Origin of the sequence: Pseudomonas sp. R2-7-07 (genome assembly GCF_003852355.1) — a bacterium.
Classification (GTDB): Bacteria; Pseudomonadota; Gammaproteobacteria; order Pseudomonadales; family Pseudomonadaceae; genus Aquipseudomonas.
Window position 1 is genome coordinate 1,864,346 of record NZ_CP027759.1, and the last position, 17,993, is coordinate 1,882,338.

Below are 17,993 nucleotides of genomic sequence, written 5' to 3' on the forward strand. Positions count from 1 at the left end.
TTAACATGAGTGGCAACTTCCTCGCCCTGGCGCAGCCGGGCGTGCAACAACTGTCGCCTTACGTTCCGGGCAAGCCTGTGGACGAGCTGGCGCGTGAGTTGAATCTGGACCCGTCCAGGATCGTCAAGCTGGCGAGTAACGAAAACCCGCTGGGCCCGAGCCCCAAGGTGCTGGCGGCGATTCGTGAAGAGCTGGCTGAGCTGACCCGTTACCCCGACGGCAACGGCTTTGCCCTCAAGTCGCTGCTGGCGCAAAAATGCCGGGTCGAGCTGAATCAGGTGACCTTGGGCAACGGTTCCAACGACATCCTTGAGCTGGTCGGTCGCGCCTATCTGGCGCCGGGCCTGAATGCGGTGTTCAGTGAGCATGCCTTTGCGGTCTACCCGATCGTGACCCAGGCCGTAGGCGCGGATGCCCGCGTTATCCCGGCGAAAGAGTGGGGCCATGACCTGCCGGCGATGCTGGCGGCCATCGACGCCCAGACCCGCGTGGTGTTCATTGCCAACCCGAACAACCCCACCGGTACCTGGTTCGACGCACAGGCGCTGGACGACTTCCTGCAAGGCGTGCCCGAGCACGTGCTGGTGGTGCTGGACGAGGCTTACATCGAGTACGCCGAAGGCAGCGACCTGCCGGATGGCCTGGACTTCCTGGCGGCCTACCCGAACCTGCTGGTCTCGCGCACGTTCTCCAAGGCCTATGGCCTGGCCTCGCTGCGGGTCGGCTACGGCTTGTCCACGGCGGTGGTTGCCGATGTGCTGAACCGCGTGCGCCAGCCGTTCAACGTCAATAGTCTCGCCCTGGCGGCGGCCTGTGCGGCGATCAAGGATGCCGACTATCTGGCAGAAAGCCGTCGCCTCAACGAAAGCGGCATGCAGCAATTGCAGGCAGGTTTCCGCGAGCTGGGCCTGGGCTGGATTGCGTCCAAGGGCAACTTCATCTGTGTCGACCTCGGCCAGGTAGCCGCCCCGGTCTTCCAGGGGTTGCTGCGCGAAGGCGTGATCGTGCGCCCGGTGGCCAATTACGGCATGCCGAATCACCTGCGTGTCACCATCGGGTTACCGGCTGAGAACAGCCGCTTCCTGGAGGCGTTGGCCAAGGTTCTGGCCCGTGGTTGATGTCACTGCATTGCAACCTGCTGTGCCTATGATCGGTCGCCTGGTGGTGGTTGGTCTTGGGTTGATCGGTGGTTCATTCGCCAAAGGCCTGCGTGAGAGTGGTTTGTGCGGCGAAGTGGTCGGCGTGGACCTGGACCCGCATTCGCGCCAGTTGGCGGTAGAACTGGGGGTGGTAGACCGTTGTGAGGCGGACCTGGCCGTCGCGTGCCAGGGCGCCGACGTGATCCAGCTGGCGGTACCGATCCTGGCCATGGAAAAGCTTTTGGCGATTTTGGCCGGCCTGGACCTGGGCAGCGCGATTCTCACGGATGTCGGCAGTGCCAAGGGCAATGTGGTGCGCGCGGCGCAACTGGCGTTTGGTGAAATGCCGCCGCGCTTCGTGCCGGGCCATCCGATTGCCGGTTCCGAGCAGAGCGGGGTGGAAGCGTCCAATGCACAGCTGTTTCGACGGCACAAAGTGATCCTGACCCCGCTTGCGCAGACCGACCCAGCGGCGTTGGCCGTGGTGGATCGGCTGTGGCGCGAGCTGGGGGCGGACGTGGAGCATATGCAGGTCGAACGCCACGACGAAGTGCTCGCTGCTACCAGTCATCTGCCCCATCTGCTGGCGTTTGGCCTGGTGGATTCGTTGGCCAAGCGCAACGAAAATCTGGAGATTTTCCGCTATGCCGCCGGAGGTTTTCGCGACTTCACACGGATTGCCGGCAGCGATCCGGTGATGTGGCACGACATCTTCCTCGCCAATCGCGAAGCGGTGTTGCGCACCTTGGACACCTTCCGCAGCGACCTGGATGCCTTGCGCGATGCGGTGGATGCGGGCGATGGCCACCAATTACTGGGCGTGTTCACCCGTGCGCGGGTGGCGCGTGAGCACTTCAGCAAGATCCTGGCGCGCCGGGCCTATATGGAAACCGCTGTGGACGCCGACGAGCTGACGTTCATCGCCAGCCCCGGTGGCCGCTTAAGCGGGCGCATCCGGGTGCCGGGTGACAAGTCGATCTCCCATCGGTCGATCATGCTGGGCTCATTGGCCGACGGCGTGACCGAAGTTGAAGGCTTCCTGGAGGGCGAGGATGCCTTGGCGACGTTGCAGGCATTTCGCGACATGGGCGTGGTGATCGAAGGGCCGCACCATGGGCGGGTGACGATTCATGGCGTGGGTTTGCACGGCCTGAAACCGGCGCCAGGGCCGATTTACCTGGGTAACTCCGGAACGTCCATGCGCCTGTTGTCCGGGTTGCTGGCGGCGCAGCGCTTCGACAGCGTGCTGACGGGCGATGCATCGCTGTCCAAGCGCCCGATGAGTCGCGTGGCTGAGCCGTTGCGGGAAATGGGCGCAGTGATCGAGACCGGGCCGCAAGGGCGTCCGCCGCTGACCATCCGCGGCGGTCAGGGGCTGAAAGGCTTGAATTATGTACTGCCGATGGCCAGCGCCCAGGTGAAATCCTGCCTGTTGTTGGCCGGGCTGTATGCCGAAGGTAAAACCTGCGTGACCGAGCCTGCACCGACCCGCGACCACACCGAGCGCATGTTGCGCGGTTTTGGCTATCCGGTAGGCGTGGAGGGCGCGACGGCGTCGGTTGAATCCGGGCATGCGTTGACCGCTACCCATATAGAGGTACCGGGGGACATCTCCTCGTCGGCATTTTTCCTGGTCGCGGCCACGATTGCCGAGGGTTCCGAGTTGTTGCTGGAGCATGTCGGTATCAACCCGACCCGCACCGGGGTGATCGATATCCTGCGCCTGATGGGTGCGGACATCACCTTGGAAAACCCGCGTGAAGTGGGCGGTGAGCCGGTCGCCGACCTGCGTGTACGCGCGGCTGTGCTCAAGGGTATCGAGATTCCCGAAGCGCTGGTGCCGCTGGCGATCGACGAGTTTCCCGTGCTGTTCGTCGCTGCCGCCTGCGCGCAGGGGCGCACCGTGCTGCGCGGTGCCGAGGAGTTGCGGGTGAAGGAGTCCGACCGTATCCAGGTCATGGCCGACGGTCTGTTGGCGCTGGGTGTGAAGTGTGAACCGACGCCTGATGGGATTATCATCGACGGCGGCTCGATAGACGGTGGCGACGTGCATGCCCATGACGATCATCGGATTGCCATGGCGTTCAGCGTGGCATCCTTGCGAGCGGCGGCGCCGATTCGTATCCGTGATTGCGCCAACGTTGCTACATCTTTTCCGAATTTTCTTACACTGTGTGCCCACGTCGGCATGCGTGTTGCCCAAGAGGCTCAATTGTGAATATCAAAGCACCGGTGATTACCATCGACGGGCCAAGCGGCTCGGGCAAAGGCACGATCGCCGGCATCCTGGCCAAGCGCCTGGGCTGGTGCCTGCTGGATTCCGGCGCGCTGTATCGCCTGCTGGCGTTCGCTGCGCGTAACCATGGTGTGGATCTGACCAACGAAGAGTTGCTGACGAAAATCGCCGCCCATCTGGACGTGCAGTTCATCGCGGCGACCGACGGTCAATTGCAGCGCATCATCCTCGAAGGTGATGAAGTCAGTGACGTGATTCGCACCGAGAGTATCGGCGCCGGCGCGTCCCAGGTGGCGGCTCTGCCGGCGGTTCGCGAGGCTTTGCTGCAGCGCCAGCGCGCGTTTCAGGAGCCGCCGGGCCTGGTGGCCGACGGCCGCGACATGGGCACCGTGGTGTTTCCCGAGGCGCCTTTGAAGATTTTCCTGACCGCCAGCGCCGAGGAGCGTGCCCGCCGCCGCTACTTGCAGTTGAAGGGCAAAGTCGATGGTGTTAGTCTGTCGAGTCTGCTAGATGAGATCCGTGCACGCGATGAGCGTGATACCCAGCGTGCGGTAGCCCCGCTCAAGCCGGCGGCTGACGCCATACAGCTGGATTCCACGGAGTTGTCCATCGAGCAGGTGCTGGAACGCATCATGAGCGAGATCGCCATTCGCGATATCGCCGGGTGACCAAGAAGGTTGCAGGGGACCAGTCATAGTCCTGCGGCGCTTCTTTTAATTGAAACTGACCCACACCGTCTGGGGTGTGGAGATGGGCGTATTCTTCGCCCTTATCAACAGGAATTAAAATGAGCGAAAGCTTTGCGGAACTCTTTGAAGAAAGCCTAAAAACCCTGAACCTTCAGGCAGGCTCCATCATCACCGGTGTTATCGTTGATATCGATTACCAAGCTCGCTGGGTAACCGTTCACGCTGGTCTGAAGTCTGAAGCTCTGATCCCGCTGGAACAGTTCTACAACGATGCTGGTGATCTGACAATCAATGTCGGTGACGAAGTTCACGTTGCTCTGGACTCGGTTGAAGACGGTTTCGGTGAAACCAAGCTGTCCCGTGAAAAAGCCAAGCGCGCTGAATGCTGGATTGTTCTCGAAGCAGCCTTCGCAGCTGAAGAAGTGGTCAAGGGCGTTATCAACGGTAAGGTTAAAGGCGGCTTCACTGTCGACGTTAACGGCATCCGTGCGTTCCTGCCAGGTTCTTTGGTCGACGTTCGTCCAGTGCGCGACACCACGCACCTGGAAGGCAAAGAACTCGAATTCAAGGTCATCAAACTCGACCAGAAGCGCAACAACGTTGTCGTTTCCCGTCGCAGCGTGCTGGAAGCAGAGAACTCCGCCGAGCGTGAAGCTCTGCTGGAATCCCTGCAGGAAGGCCAACAAGTCAAAGGTATCGTCAAGAACCTCACCGATTACGGCGCATTCGTCGATCTGGGTGGCGTCGATGGCCTGCTGCACATTACCGACATGGCTTGGAAGCGTATCAAGCATCCTTCCGAAATCGTCAACGTTGGCGATGAGATCGATGTCAAGGTTCTGAAATACGATCGCGAACGCAACCGTGTTTCCCTGGGCCTGAAGCAACTGGGTGAAGATCCATGGGTCGCTATCAAAGCCCGTTACCCAGAAGGCACCCGCGTGACCGCGCGTGTTACCAACCTGACTGACTACGGCTGCTTCGCTGAGCTGGAAGAAGGCGTTGAAGGCCTGGTACACGTTTCCGAAATGGACTGGACCAACAAGAACATCCACCCTTCGAAAGTCGTACAAGTCGGCGACGAAGTGGAAGTTATGGTTCTGGACATCGACGAAGAGCGTCGTCGTATCTCCCTGGGCATCAAGCAGTGCAAATCTAACCCATGGGAAGATTTCTCTGGCCAGTTCAACAAGGGCGATAAAATCTCCGGCACCATCAAGTCGATCACCGATTTCGGTATCTTCATTGGTCTGGACGGCGGCATCGACGGCCTGGTTCACCTGTCCGACATCTCCTGGAACGAAGTGGGCGAAGAAGCTGTTCGTCGTTTCAAGAAGGGCGACGAGCTGGACACCGTTATCCTGTCGGTTGACCCAGAGCGCGAGCGCATCTCCCTGGGTATCAAGCAACTGGAAAGCGATCCGTTCTCCGAGTACGTTCAAGAGAACGACAAAGGCGCCATCGTTAAAGGTACAGTGAAAGAAGTTGACGCCAAAGGCGCCATCATCACTCTGGCCGACGATATCGAAGCGACTCTGAAAGCCTCCGAAATCAGCCGTGACCGCGTTGAAGACGCGCGCAACGTTCTGAAAGAAGGCCAGGAAGTAGAAGCCAAGATCATCAGCGTTGACCGCAAGAGCCGCGTAATCCAGCTCTCCATCAAGTCCAAAGACGAAGTGGAAGAGAAAGAAGCTATCCAGAGCCTGAAAGAAGCTCCGGCAGCTGCAACTGGCGAGACCACCATGGCCTCCCTGCTGCGCGAAGCAATGGCTAAGCAGAACTAAGTTCTGTAAAGCTGTAGGAAAAGGGCGACTTCGGTCGCCCTTTTTTGTGCCTGAAATTTGATGAATCAACACCGCCGAACCAAGGCATTCAGCCTGCGGTCAGAACTGGCTATAGTCTTTTAAAGATATTCCGTGTTACTGATTCGATAAGGGTTTGAATGAACAGGATTCTCGTAGTGCTTGCATTAGTCATACTGGCCGGCTGCTCCAGCACCAGCGCCAGGACCCATGCCAAGCGCGGCGTCAGCGGTATTGAGATCGACTGCTCTGGTCTGGGCAATAAATGGGAGAAGTGCGAAAAACGCGCTGCTCGTGAATGCAAAATGCAGGGCTACAAAGTCCTCACCCGTTCCAGTGATGCGGCGGATGAAGAGGGCGACTATCCGTTTGGTTGGAATCCCGCCGGCGCAGTAACGCGCACCATGTTGGTAATCTGCAATTGAGGTTTCCATGTGCTCATCGCGAGCGTTTATTTAAGCGGCAGATAAGTTGATATACGGGCTGTTCAAATTCATCAAGTCATGCTAAAACCTTCGAAGCGCTTTTCCTAGCTGCTTGAAAAAGAAGGGAAAAATATGACGAAGTCGGAGTTGATCGAACGAATTGTCACCCATCAAGGGCTGCTCTCATCCAAGGATGTGGAGCTGGCTATCAAGACCATGCTTGAACAAATGTCCCAATGCCTTGCCACCGGAGATCGCATCGAAATCCGCGGCTTCGGCAGCTTCTCCCTCCACTACCGCGCCCCGCGCGTAGGCCGCAACCCAAAGACCGGCCAATCCGTCAGCCTCGACGGCAAATTCGTACCCCACTTCAAACCGGGCAAGGAATTGCGCGATCGGGTGAACGAAGAAGAGGAAGAGGGCGTCTGAGTGTTTTTGGAGTAGGAGATGGTTATGCGTGGGGTTAAGCGCGTTGTTTCAGTGTTAGCGGTGCTGGTTGCTGCGCTGGTGGTGTTGGCGTTTGTGCTCGAGAATCAGCAGGGTGTTGTGCTGTTGTTCCTGGGGTGGAGTACTGCGCAGATGCCGGTGGCGGTGTTTGTAGTGGTGGGGTTGATTGTGGGGATGTTGATTGGGCCGTTGCTCGGTGTTTTTGTGCGTGGCCGGCGTGTTAGGACTGCGCCGAGAGAGTAGGAGATCGGGTGCATTTCCACAGCTTCAGAGAGTATTTTATGCGACCGTCTGTCAGATAAAATTTACTCTGTAGCGCCTTTTTTACATTGCTGGATCACATCGATTAGCCACCCTGTTAAGGCTAGGCCCAGCATTTCCGACTGAGTGCTGTCTTACCTATTCAAATCTGCTGACGTCTGACTCCTGTGGCGCCAAAAAATGAGCTATTTTATTGGCTGATTAGGACTTTTCTTACAGACGTGTCAAGTCTTGTAATATGCCAAAGAGATGGCAAAATGGAATCTGTTCTCGATAACGGTCATTTTGTGCGCTCAAAATCTGGCAGAGACGCTGGGTTTTGGCGGTCATCCAATTAGAATAAAAACACGCAAATTGTCTGCATAACGAGCCCGCAGTTTCTCTTTGAAGGCAGGTTTTTGTTGTGAGTAGTAGCTTCCGCGCCCCCTCTACGCCCCCGTACGGTGAAATTGGCATTACCGCAGTTTTTCAGGCCGTGTGGCAGCAGAAAGCCCTTGTTTTATTTGTTACCGTTGGGGTGGCATTGGCTGCGGCGGCCTATGCTTTCACTGCAACTCCTGAATACCAAGTAAGTAGTGTTTTACGTCCGGCTGCTATTAATGAGCTGGATGCATTGAATCGTTCTGAAGTCTATCAATTATCACCAGCGGATGCGCTCGTCAAAGTAGGTGCATCCTTAGAGTCCTATGAAACTCGACTCAATTTTTTCAGGGCTAATCAGGCATTGTTTAAGCCTTTCGAGCGTCCTGGACGTACGCTTGAACAAAGCTTTGACGCCTTTAATCGTGACTCTCTCAAGTTGGTCCTTCCCGATCCGAAAAAATCAGACTCTCTGAGCGCGTACATAGGCTTAGGGCTCAATTATCCAAAGGGTATTGATGGCGTCAGCGTGCTTAATAAATTCGTTGAGTACGCAATTGATGCTGAGCGTGAACAGATTGCTGCTGATCTCAGAGTAATTGTTAAAAATCGTCTAACAGAGCTGGAAGGCAAAATTGAAGCTGCTCGGTCAAGCTACCAGACTAACAAGGACGCGCGAATCGCGACGCTTCTGGAGGCTGATAATCTCAAGCGAGCGCAGCTGCAGGACGAGCTAAAAGCGCTGCGTCAGCAAATCAAAACTGCTCGCCAAGACCGCATTGCGCAATTGGGCGAGGCAATCGCGATTGCAAAATCTCTCGGAATTGAGAAACCGACGACACCTTCCGCACTGGGTGAAAAAAGTGCCGGTTCCCGTGAAAATAGCAGCGTGATGCGAACAGAGGTTAACAATCAGCAGATACCGCTTTATTTTATGGGCGTAGAAGCGTTATCGGCTGAACGTACGGCGCTGTTGCAGCGCAAGTCTGATGATTTTACTGAAGGCCGAATTGCCCAAATCGCTCGTGAATTGCAGTTGTTGCAGAGTAACCGTGAGATTGAGGTATTGAAACAGCGCCAGAATGAAGATCTCTTTCTTTCAGGGGTTGAGCCCCTGAGAGCCGAGGTTGTGCGCCTGAAAAACCTAGGTAATCTCGACATCAGCAACATGAAGCTGGTAACGATAGATCGCAAAGCGCTTGAGCCATTAAGCCCCGTAAATCCTAAAAAAATCTTGATATTGGCCGTCGGCGTTTTAGCGGGAGGGATGCTGGGCGTTCTAGCTGCATTGATCAGGCATCTTGTCCTCCTAGGTCGACGCGCCAAGGAGCAAGAGGTTACTGCGCTGCTTTCTAACGCCGCAGGCAAGTCGTTGCACGAGAAGGCGACGCTGTAATCCTGTTCTCCAGCGCATCCAGCAGGCCGTGATCGTGCATGGATCATGGCTCATTATTGATCCCGGGTTTTGAGGTTGCCGGGCATCTCTTCAAATATCAACTTGAAGCTCTAAACCCTGGGTGGAGTGGGGCGCCGGTTTTCTTCGTTATGTCGCTATGCGCGGCGCTTGTCGCCCTTGATGTGATTTTTGAGTTCACAGCATTTTGAGGTGAAATTTCGCCACGAAATGGCTTATTGATATCGCTGTGTGCAGCCTCGAATCCGTTGAAGTCTTTTCACGGTTCGTTTTTGAATTGGAGGGTGAGGGCTGTATCATCATCTCCTTTGTAGCTCCCTGGAATGCTGGGTCAGTGCAGAGAGGCAAGGCTTTTATCCAAAGGGCTGCCCGGACAGGAAATAGACACTCGCCTTGGCTAGGTATCAGGCTCAACCGAAGCCGCCACTGCGACGAATATGGGAGACGTGCAGTGGTCCAACGCCCTCTCGAGATGTCAGCGACAGATTTTGGATGAGTAGGCGTTTTGCCGGTATTAATCAAGTAAACCTCTGTCCGAATGGTGGGGGATGTGAACGTTAAGGACGTGTTTTAGATATGACAATGTTGAAGCGTAAGGGGATCATTCTTGCCGGGGGCACGGGTACCCGCCTCTACCCATTGACGCTGGGGGTGTCTAAACAAATGCTCCCCATCTACGACAAGCCGATGATCTTCTACCCGCTATCGGTGCTGATGCTGGCAGGTATTCGTGAAATTTTGATTATCTCTACCCCTGATGACTTGCCAGGATTTAAGAAATTACTGGGTAGCGGCAGCCAATACGGCGTGCAATTGAGCTATGCGGAACAGCCGACCCCCGATGGCTTGGCGCAGGCATTCATCATCGGTGAGGAGTTTATTGGCAAAGACCCTATATGCCTGATCCTGGGCGACAACATTTTCTATGGTCAGCACTTTTCCGACAATCTACGATCTGCCATGTCGCAGGCGTCCGGTGCAACTGTGTTTGGTTATCACGTGTCGGATCCAGAACGCTTTGGTGTGGTTGAGTTTGACCATACTGGGCGTGTGCTCAGTATCGAAGAGAAACCCGTCAAACCAAAGTCAAACTATGCCGTCACCGGGCTGTACTTTTATGACAACCAAGTCGTGGAAATTGCAAAAAGCATCCGCCCTTCTTCACGTGGTGAGCTTGAAATTACCGATGTAAACCGTGCTTATCTTGAGCAGCAAAGCTTGAGTGTCGAAATGTTGGGCCGAGGCTTTGCTTGGTTGGACACAGGAACCCATGAGTCGCTGCTAGAGGCGAGCCAGTTTGTACATACCATTGAGCATAGGCAGGGCTTGAAAGTGGCTTGCCTCGAAGAAATCGCTTTTCATGCAGGCTGGATTACACCCGAACAGCTGGCCGTACAAGTGCAGCACTTGAGTAAAACAGGCTATGGGCAATACCTGCGCAATATTTTGATAGAGCATAAGAGCTAATGAAGTTTATAGAGACCCAGTTGGCCGGCGTGGTCATTATTGAACCCAGAGTGTTCACGGATGAGCGTGGATGGTTTATGGAAAGTTTCAATGAGCCGTTGTTTCATAAGCAACTCGCTGCGTTAGGTCACCCGATTCCGCGCCCGTTTGTGCAGGACAATCATTCCTACTCAAAAAAGCATGTGTTGAGGGGGCTTCATTTTCAGGATGATCCCCATGCCCAGGGCAAGCTTGTGCGAGTTACCGCAGGCAGCGCCTATGATGTGGCGGTTGATATAAGGAAGGGCTCGGAAACATTTGGTCAATGGGTGGGCGTCGAGCTGTCAGCAAGCAATGGCCGGATGCTTTGGATTCCAGAAGGCTTTGCTCATGGTTTCTTAGCCTTGGAAGACAACACTGAGTTCCTCTACAAGACCACGGATACCTACTCCAAGGCCTGCGAGCAATCGATTAACTGGAGCGATCCCGACATTGGTATCCAATGGCCAGTAACAGAAGGGTTGATTATCAGCCAGAAAGATAACGACGCTCCGTTACTCTCTGATGTGATTTCCTTTGTTTCAGCGCTGACAGGCAATGTGACGTCGAGTGAGCTGCAAGTAATTGGAGATGATCGTGGCAGCCTGATTGCCTTGGAGCAAGGGCGTGATATCCCTTTCGATGTCAGGCGAGCCTATTATATTTTCAACACCAAGGCAGGCGTCAGCAGGGGCTCGCATGCACATTTCAGATTGGAACAGTACATTATCTGTTTATCGGGTAAGTGCCGAATCTTGATCGACGATGGTCTGAAGCAGGAATCAATATGGCTGGACGCCCCGAACAAGGCCATTCACATTAAGAAGCTAATTTGGCGCGAGATGCACGATTTTAGCGAAGATTGCGTCCTTCTGGTATTCGCAAGCAATCATTATGATGAGGGCGACTACCTGCGAAACTACGATGATTTCATCCGTGCGGTTAAACGATACACTTGATTTAGCAGCGCGTGCTGCGATCCAGTATCAGCGAGCGGGCATTTCAGCGCGGTCTGATCGCGGCCCACAGCTTTGCATCGGGTGCAGCAATGGCTGTGCCTGTAAGCACCTAATAACGAAGCACCGACGTCAGGTATTTTTTGATGATTCCATTTCTCGATCTAAAATCATTGAACAAAGCTCATCGTGAAGAGCTCATAGAAGCTGCGACACATGTCATTGATTCAGGTTGGTATATTCAGGGCGAATGCCTTAAACGCTTTGAGGAGGAGTTCTCAGCCTACACAGGCGCGCTTCACACCGTGGGCGTGGCGAACGGTCTGGATGCATTGACCTTGACCATACGCGCCTGGAAAGAGCTGGGAAAGCTCAAGGATCACGATGAAGTAATAGTTCCAGCCAATACTTACATCGCGACGTTACTGGCCGTTACCGAAAATGACCTGACACCGGTTTTGGTTGAGCCTGACCCAGACACCTATAATTTGTGCCCTAAGAACATCGAGCGTGCGTTGACTGACAAGACTCGGTTGATCATGCCTGTTCACCTCTATGGGCAGTTGGCTGATATGCCTGCAATTCATGCAATCGCAAAGCGCGAACATTTGCTCGTCCTGGAAGACTCTGCTCAAGCTCACGGCGCACAGGCGGCGGGTAAGAGTGCGGGTAATTGGGGAGATGCATCCGGCTTCAGTTTTTACCCAGGCAAGAACCTCGGGGCGCTTGGAGATGCAGGTGCGATTACCTCCAGTGATGCCGAATTGGTCAATATGATTCAGGCTTTACGAAACTATGGATCCCATGAGAAGTACAAGAACCTCGTGCAGGGCGTGAACAGCCGACTGGACGAAATTCAAGCCGCTATGTTGAGCGTAAAGCTGAAATATCTGCAGGCGCAGACCGATGCTCGTCGACGCGTGGCCGCTATTTACATGGCAGGAATAAAGAATCCTTTAATTAAGTTGCCATTGGATTCCAGCGTTGATGTGATGAATTATACCTCCCACGTGTGGCATCTTTTTGTCGTACGATCCGAGATGCGGGAGGCGCTACAGCGCCACCTAGCGGAATCCGGTGTTCAAACGCTAATTCATTACCCCATCCCGCCTCATCAACAACAAGCTTATTCACAGTCCGACTTTTACAATAAGTCGTTCCCTATTACCGAATGTATCCACCGGGAAGTCTTGAGCTTGCCAATCAGTCCAGTGATGAGCGACGTAGAGGCTCGGCGTGTCGTTGAAGCTTGCAATAGCTTTTCTGTAGACGCCTGACATGACGCTGCTTCGAACAAGCTTCCTTAACGGCATTGCGGTCATTATCAAGATGCTCACTTTGTTGGGTATCAACAAAATGCTGGCCATTTATGTGGGCCCGTCTGGTTATGCCGCGTTAGGCCAGTTTCAGAACGCTGTACAAATGGTTACGACGTTTTCGACAGGCGCCATTAGCAATGGGGTGACCAAATACACTGCTGAATATAAAGACGACGAGGAGGCCCAGCGCCGGGTGTGGCGCACCGCGGGCACGATTGCATTTGTAGGGTCAGTCGTAACATCTGTCTTGATTGTTTGCTTCAGCAAACCATTGGCCATGTGGTGTTTTAATGACGAGTCTTTTTACAGCGTATTTATCTGGTGCGCTGCTACGGTAGTATTTTTCTCGTTCAACACCTTGCTACTCGCGATTCTCAATGGCAGAAAAGAAATCAACCGATATATCTTGGCCAATATCGGGGGGAGCGTCCTCTCCCTGTTGGTCACTATTGTCATGGTTGTGCAGTACGGGCTGTACGGCGCACTGATTTCCTTGGTGCTCTACCAGTCCATTGCCTTTTTCGTGACGTGCCTGCTTTGCTATAGAACGCCGTGGTTTCGGTTTTCTAACTTTCTGGGGCGGTTGGACAAGCAAATTGCCATAAACCTGACAAAATTTACCGCCATGGCGCTTACCACAGCCGCCTGTGTGCCGGTCAGCCATATTTTAGTTCGGAACTATCTTGGTTCGGAATTTGGCTGGGAGACGGCCGGTTATTGGGAGGCTATGTGGCGTTTAAGTACGGCGTATTTGCTGCTCGTGACAACGACGCTGGGTTTGTACTTTTTGCCGAAGTTATCAGAGTTGGTCGATCCGCAGGATATCAGGAAGGAGATCGTACAAGGGTATAAGTTAATCCTACCTGTTGCGATGTTCTGTGGTTTGATGATCTATCTCTTGAGAGATTTTATCATCGGGCTGCTATTCACAAACGCATTCAGCCCAATGAGAGACTTTTTCGCGTGGCAGATGTTGGGTGATACGCTGAAAATTGCGAGCTGGATACTCGCCTATCTGATGCTGGGCAAGGCGATGGTTAAGATGTATATCGTCACAGAAGTAGTTTTTGCGTTCAGCTTTTATGTGTTGACGATAGTATTGACGAAGGTCGGTGGGCCAATTGGTGTGACGTGGGCTCATGCCGTAAATTACGGTTTTTATTTGGTTGTCATGTACTTTCTTATTTATAGAAAGCTAAATCAACATAATGCAGTCTGAGGTTTTTTGCCCATGAGCCGCTTGTTATCCTCGATTCGCGATTTAATTTTAACGCAACAAGATATCAGTAAGAGTATCGAGTTGGCTGAAATCTACGGGGCTATACTCTGGGCGGCTGATAAGGGCGTTTACGATGATCCCGAGTTGGAGGATATATTAACTGAGCGGTGCATGACCGAGGTCCAACAGGGCGAAGCCCCTGTAGCTTTGAAGGACTGCATTCATCTGATATCTGAGCCCTTTTTGATCGGAGGTCATACCCGGTTGATGGAGCAGCTCTCTACAATGCATTCGGAAAAGCCGGACCTCCTGGTGATCCGCCAAAGTGATGAAAGGGCGGTCGAGCGTACGCGTAGTTTTTTTAATGAGTGCACGGTCGTACAACCCGGGACAGCGCTGCAAAAAATAGTTGAAATTATAGAGTGTTTGAAATCATATAAGAGGGTGGTTTTACATATCCATCCTGACGACATGGTCACCATCATTGCTTGTCGTATTATAAAAAAAATGACAGGTGCTAAGATTTTCTTTGTAAACCACGCTGATCATGTATTCACCTATGGCAGCACGGTGGCGGATGTGTACTTCGAAATCAGTACATTTGGCATGCATCGGGATAAGAAGAAGAGCATATCAGGGGAAAAATCCTTTCTGGGTATCCCGCTGAGTACACAGCTAGTCCCGAAAAAGCATCGTCTGCCTGGAAAGAATGATGCATTGCATTTCTTCAGTGCAGCGTCGCCGTTTAAGTTTAAACCCGTAAAAGGGTATGATCCACGGCCCACAATTCACAGGATTTTGTCGGAGTTCAAAAACTCTACATTCTGGATAGTTGGAGCTAATCCTTATACAAATATTTGGTGGTGGCCACTAAAACTCAAGTATTGGCGTCGTTTTAAGATTTTGTCGTCCGTGCCGTATGCAAGTTATTTAAAGCTTTTGGAGAAAGCTGACTTTTACGTCGATAGCTATCCGACACCCGGGGGGACTGCATTTGCCGAACAACTTGTCAGTGGTCGTCGCTGTGTGGGGCTCCGTGCGCCGGTACAAGGCTATTCGCCTGCAGATAATCTTAAAAGTAAGAGTGTAGATGATTTAATTGAGAGCATTCTTCAATCTGATAACAATGAATTAGTAATCGAATCAGTTTACGCAGTAAATGGCTATGACGCGGTAAAGTCGCGCTACCTGGCATGCCTGTATGACAATATATTATGTGCGAATGAAATGGAACAGCATGTAGCGTGGACAGGCGATATCGCCGTTTATGAGCAAGCAGGGAAAATAACGTCAGCTGTTCCACCTGCGGTGATCGCTAAGTTGATCGGCTACGATAAACGTTTTCTATTTGCTGTATTGCGAGAGTTGAGCGTCATGCAGAGGACGAAGATGCTAATTAAGCTAGCGCTTTTGAGGCTCAAAAGGTTAGCAGGAAAAGGCGCAGGGTCGGATAAGGTATGAGAGCGCTAGGGCTGCGTTTCTTTATTATTCTGCTCATGCTCTCGGATTACATTATCTTAACGTTCCACGCGCCGTCTGTTTTTGGGGCTTGGCGTGAAGGGATGGTATTGCTCTATATCCTGCTGACAGTGTTGCTCGTGGTGTTTGAGGCCGGAACGCTCCGTTCGATACCGCGGAAGTATAGCGAGCAGTTACTGGTGTTCGCATTTTTTATCGCTTTTTATTTGATGTGCGGAGAGCTTTCTGATAGCTCATTTCGGATGTTTCGCTCTTTTGCGATGCCTGTTCTTTTCGCATTGATGGTAAATGCGGTATGTCGGGAGTTAAAACTTGAAGTAAAGCTTCGTGTAATATTTTCCACCTTAGTGATGATGACTTTTATTTCTGGTTGTTACGCCATTTATCAATATCTCACCATCAGTGATGCAGAACAATTTTGGTATTGGCCTTTACTGGCAGAAAAAGGTTTTGAATTAGAGGCGTACAACTCCATGAGGGAAGGCAACGCCCGGATGTCAGGATTCTTTACCGGTACCCTCGAATTCAACGCATTTGTTTTAAATACTGCACTATTCGCAGTTTGTCTGCTCGTGCAGGCTGTCAGGAAGCGGAAATATAATTTGAGCTTCCTAGCTTATCTTCTGGCGACTTTGTTTTCGGCGGTGCTGATTTGTTATGGTTCCGTTCGTACGGCTGTTATCGGAATGATATCTGCCGTGTTCTTTCTAGCGGTGTTGCAACTGTTCAAGCGCAGAATATTCATTAGCGTGTTGGGCTATAGCTATTTTCTGTTTTTTACCTGCTCGATATTTCTCTATCTTGCGTTAGGATACACCGAAGATTTGTCCGCACTTGATCGGATAAGGCAATGGTATGTGGTACTCGAATCGCTTAGCTCCATGCCTTTGGGTCTGGGGTTTGGTGCTATCGGGCCGGGCCAGGCGCATTGGTATGATTCCTTCTGGTTGAATCTCCTCGCGTCCGCTGGCTATCTAGGGCTCGCCGTCATGATCGGGCTGATCGCGTTTTACGGAAAAATCGTCACGGTCACCCAACAGCTACGTATGGGAGGAAGCGCCTTTATGGCAGGCGTTGCCGACTATCTGGTTATCAGCTACCCGTTTTTCCTGAGCAGTTTCTTCTTTCAGTCCTATACCAATAGTGTTGTTTTGTATCTTTTTACGCTGGTTATAGTAGTGGTGATGTATGACTCAAAATATCGCACAAATTAAGCTCTCGGTATTGGTTGTTCTTTATAAGCGCCATTATGAGGATTCGATTGCTATAACAACTTTGCTAGCGTGTGTTAAGAGTTTTCAAGAAAAAGGGATTAAGGTTGATGTGTTTGTGTGGAATAACACTCCACAGTGTTCGCCCTCTTTAGTTAGAGAAAACTTAACGTGGTTGGAAGGAAATAACGACGGGCTGCCTCATATTTATAATCGTGTTGCTGCGCAGGCCTTTGAAGCAGGAGCCACGCATTTTGTGATTTCGGATGATGATACTGATTACTCAGCGCCCAATTATGTTGGCGCGATTGTCAGTGCCGTTGAGTTTGAAGCAAAATCGTCGCCTGATGTATTTGGTGTAATGCTGCCGAAAATTTACTCAGGAGAGAAACTGGTCAGTCCAGGCGAGCGTTTCTGGTTTTTTGGCCGCCTGTCAACGACGGTCGACAGTGGTATGAACACCTCGCTTGATAAGTTGGCCATTAACAGTGGGGTCATATTCACAAAAGCTTGTTATGCGCGGATGGCGCCGCTTTTTGATGAGCGGCTTAAATTTTATGCCACGGACACAGCGTTCTTCGTGAGGTATGAGTCTTATTATTCGCACTTCTATGTGCTTGATACTGCACTGCAACATGACCTGTCTGAACACACATCGGACAGTCCCGAGCGTGCGGTCTTTCGTTTTCAGGAAATGATTCGTGGTTTTCGAGTGATTTTCGAACGAAAAAGTTATTTTTTTCGCGGTGTGATGGAAGGCTATTTGATAATTTCCGCATTGCGCAAGAGTATTTCTTACAAGGATTCTGGGTTTTTTCGTTCCTATATTTCGTCTTTTACAGAGAAAAAATAATGTTAATAGGATTCGTTGAATTTCTTTCTTTAAAAATCAGAAAGCGCGGTATAAAAATTGATAAGCGTATACCTGACGGTTATCTCTTTGACTTCGTTTTGTCTAGAGCTTACATGATGGTCAATGGTTTCTTAACCTTCAGGCGGCTCTCGGTCGTCTTGGTAGGCAAGCGCGTTACCGTGAAGGCTCGATCATTGATCTTTGGGGGGAAGGGACTTGTAGTCGATGATGGATGCTTTATTGATGCCTTGGCGGTCAAAGGCATTACCTTTGGGCAAGGGGTTTCTTTGAAGAAAAATGTTACTATTGAGTGCACGGGCAGCCTGAACAAATTGGGCGAAGGGCTCTCGATTGGTAATAATGTCGGTATCGGCAGTGGCAGCTTTCTGGGCTGTGCTGGCGGTATTACCATAGGCGATGACACGATTATTGGTAACTATGTATCGTTTCATTCGGAGAATCATAATTTTTCTGACCCTGCAACGCCTATTCGTCTGCAGGGAGTAAATAGTTTGGGAATCCAGATCGGTAGTAACTGCTGGATAGGCGCTAAGGTGACCGTACTGGATGGAGTTTTCGTTGAGGATGGTTGTGTAATCGCGGCTGGCGCCGTTTTGAAGGCTGGACGATACGCCGCTAACTCTATTTATGCGGGCGTCCCTGCAAAACGAATAAAAGAACGTTGCTAAAAGGATGTG

At 52.1% G+C, this 17,993-nt stretch carries 16 protein-coding genes and 1 pseudogene; all 17 read left to right on the forward strand.

Annotation, left to right across the window (positions count from 1 at the left end; genetic code table 11):
* Nucleotides 1-5: 5 nt before the first annotated feature.
* Nucleotides 6-1,118: a histidinol-phosphate transaminase gene (gene hisC / locus C4J86_RS08510; RefSeq protein ID WP_124370080.1), complete on the forward strand. Its 1,113-nt coding sequence runs from the start codon at nt 6-8 to the stop codon at nt 1,116-1,118.
* 28 nt (nt 1,119-1,146) lie between these two features.
* The gene (locus C4J86_RS08515) at nt 1,147-3,357 is read left to right on the forward strand and encodes a bifunctional prephenate dehydrogenase/3-phosphoshikimate 1-carboxyvinyltransferase (RefSeq protein WP_256681738.1); all 2,211 of its coding nucleotides are present in this window, start codon (nt 1,147-1,149) and stop codon (nt 3,355-3,357) included.
* Nucleotides 3,354-4,043 (forward strand): (d)CMP kinase, encoded by a 690-nt coding sequence (gene cmk, locus C4J86_RS08520; RefSeq protein WP_005786302.1) that lies wholly within the window; start codon nt 3,354-3,356, stop codon nt 4,041-4,043. Before C4J86_RS08515 ends, cmk begins: the two co-directional genes overlap by 4 nt.
* Nucleotides 4,044-4,162: 119 nt before the next feature.
* Nucleotides 4,163-5,848: a 30S ribosomal protein S1 gene (gene rpsA / locus C4J86_RS08525; protein WP_124361860.1), complete on the forward strand. Its 1,686-nt coding sequence runs from the start codon at nt 4,163-4,165 to the stop codon at nt 5,846-5,848.
* A gap of 158 nt (nt 5,849-6,006) precedes the next feature.
* Nucleotides 6,007-6,291, forward strand: a complete 285-nt coding sequence (locus tag C4J86_RS08530; protein WP_124370082.1) for a hypothetical protein — start codon at nt 6,007-6,009, stop codon at nt 6,289-6,291.
* 132 nt (nt 6,292-6,423) lie between these two features.
* On the forward strand, nt 6,424-6,720 hold the full coding sequence (gene ihfB / locus C4J86_RS08535) for an integration host factor subunit beta (RefSeq protein WP_003189779.1): 297 nt from the start codon (nt 6,424-6,426) through the stop codon (nt 6,718-6,720).
* A 24-nt stretch (nt 6,721-6,744) separates the two neighbouring features.
* The gene (locus tag C4J86_RS08540; protein ID WP_124370083.1) at nt 6,745-6,981 is read left to right on the forward strand and encodes a lipopolysaccharide assembly protein LapA domain-containing protein; all 237 of its coding nucleotides are present in this window, start codon (nt 6,745-6,747) and stop codon (nt 6,979-6,981) included.
* Nucleotides 6,982-7,402: 421 nt separating this feature from the next.
* A complete protein-coding gene (locus C4J86_RS08545) occupies nt 7,403-8,755 on the forward strand; it encodes a Wzz/FepE/Etk N-terminal domain-containing protein (RefSeq protein ID WP_124370084.1) in 1,353 nt (450 codons plus the stop codon).
* Between the two features lie 594 nt (nt 8,756-9,349).
* Nucleotides 9,350-10,240, forward strand: a complete 891-nt coding sequence (gene rfbA, locus C4J86_RS08550) for a glucose-1-phosphate thymidylyltransferase RfbA (RefSeq protein ID WP_124370085.1) — start codon at nt 9,350-9,352, stop codon at nt 10,238-10,240.
* Nucleotides 10,240-10,797, forward strand: a pseudogene (gene rfbC / locus C4J86_RS27025) (dTDP-4-dehydrorhamnose 3,5-epimerase); the annotation flags it as partial. The gene rfbA and the pseudogene rfbC, both read left to right, overlap by 1 nt.
* Before the next feature lie 21 nt (nt 10,798-10,818).
* Nucleotides 10,819-11,217 (forward strand): FdtA/QdtA family cupin domain-containing protein, encoded by a 399-nt coding sequence (locus C4J86_RS27030; RefSeq protein ID WP_256657494.1) that lies wholly within the window; start codon nt 10,819-10,821, stop codon nt 11,215-11,217.
* A 143-nt stretch (nt 11,218-11,360) separates the two neighbouring features.
* Nucleotides 11,361-12,491: a DegT/DnrJ/EryC1/StrS aminotransferase family protein gene (locus tag C4J86_RS08560; RefSeq protein ID WP_124370087.1), complete on the forward strand. Its 1,131-nt coding sequence runs from the start codon at nt 11,361-11,363 to the stop codon at nt 12,489-12,491.
* Nucleotide 12,492: 1 nt separating this feature from the next.
* Complete coding sequence (locus C4J86_RS08565; RefSeq protein ID WP_124370088.1) at nt 12,493-13,752, forward strand: O-antigen translocase; 1,260 nt, start codon at nt 12,493-12,495, stop codon at nt 13,750-13,752.
* 12 nt (nt 13,753-13,764) lie between these two features.
* Nucleotides 13,765-15,213, forward strand: a complete 1,449-nt coding sequence (locus C4J86_RS08570) for a hypothetical protein (protein WP_124370089.1) — start codon at nt 13,765-13,767, stop codon at nt 15,211-15,213.
* Complete coding sequence (locus tag C4J86_RS08575; protein ID WP_124370090.1) at nt 15,210-16,445, forward strand: hypothetical protein; 1,236 nt, start codon at nt 15,210-15,212, stop codon at nt 16,443-16,445. Before C4J86_RS08570 ends, C4J86_RS08575 begins: the two co-directional genes overlap by 4 nt.
* Entirely contained in the window at nt 16,420-17,295 is an 876-nt protein-coding gene (locus tag C4J86_RS08580) for a hypothetical protein (RefSeq protein WP_124370091.1), read from the forward strand. The genes C4J86_RS08575 and C4J86_RS08580 overlap by 26 nt, the downstream gene beginning before the upstream one ends.
* Nucleotides 17,295-17,984, forward strand: a complete 690-nt coding sequence (locus C4J86_RS08585; protein WP_124370092.1) for a DapH/DapD/GlmU-related protein — start codon at nt 17,295-17,297, stop codon at nt 17,982-17,984. Before C4J86_RS08580 ends, C4J86_RS08585 begins: the two co-directional genes overlap by 1 nt.
* Nucleotides 17,985-17,993 lie beyond the last annotated feature (9 nt).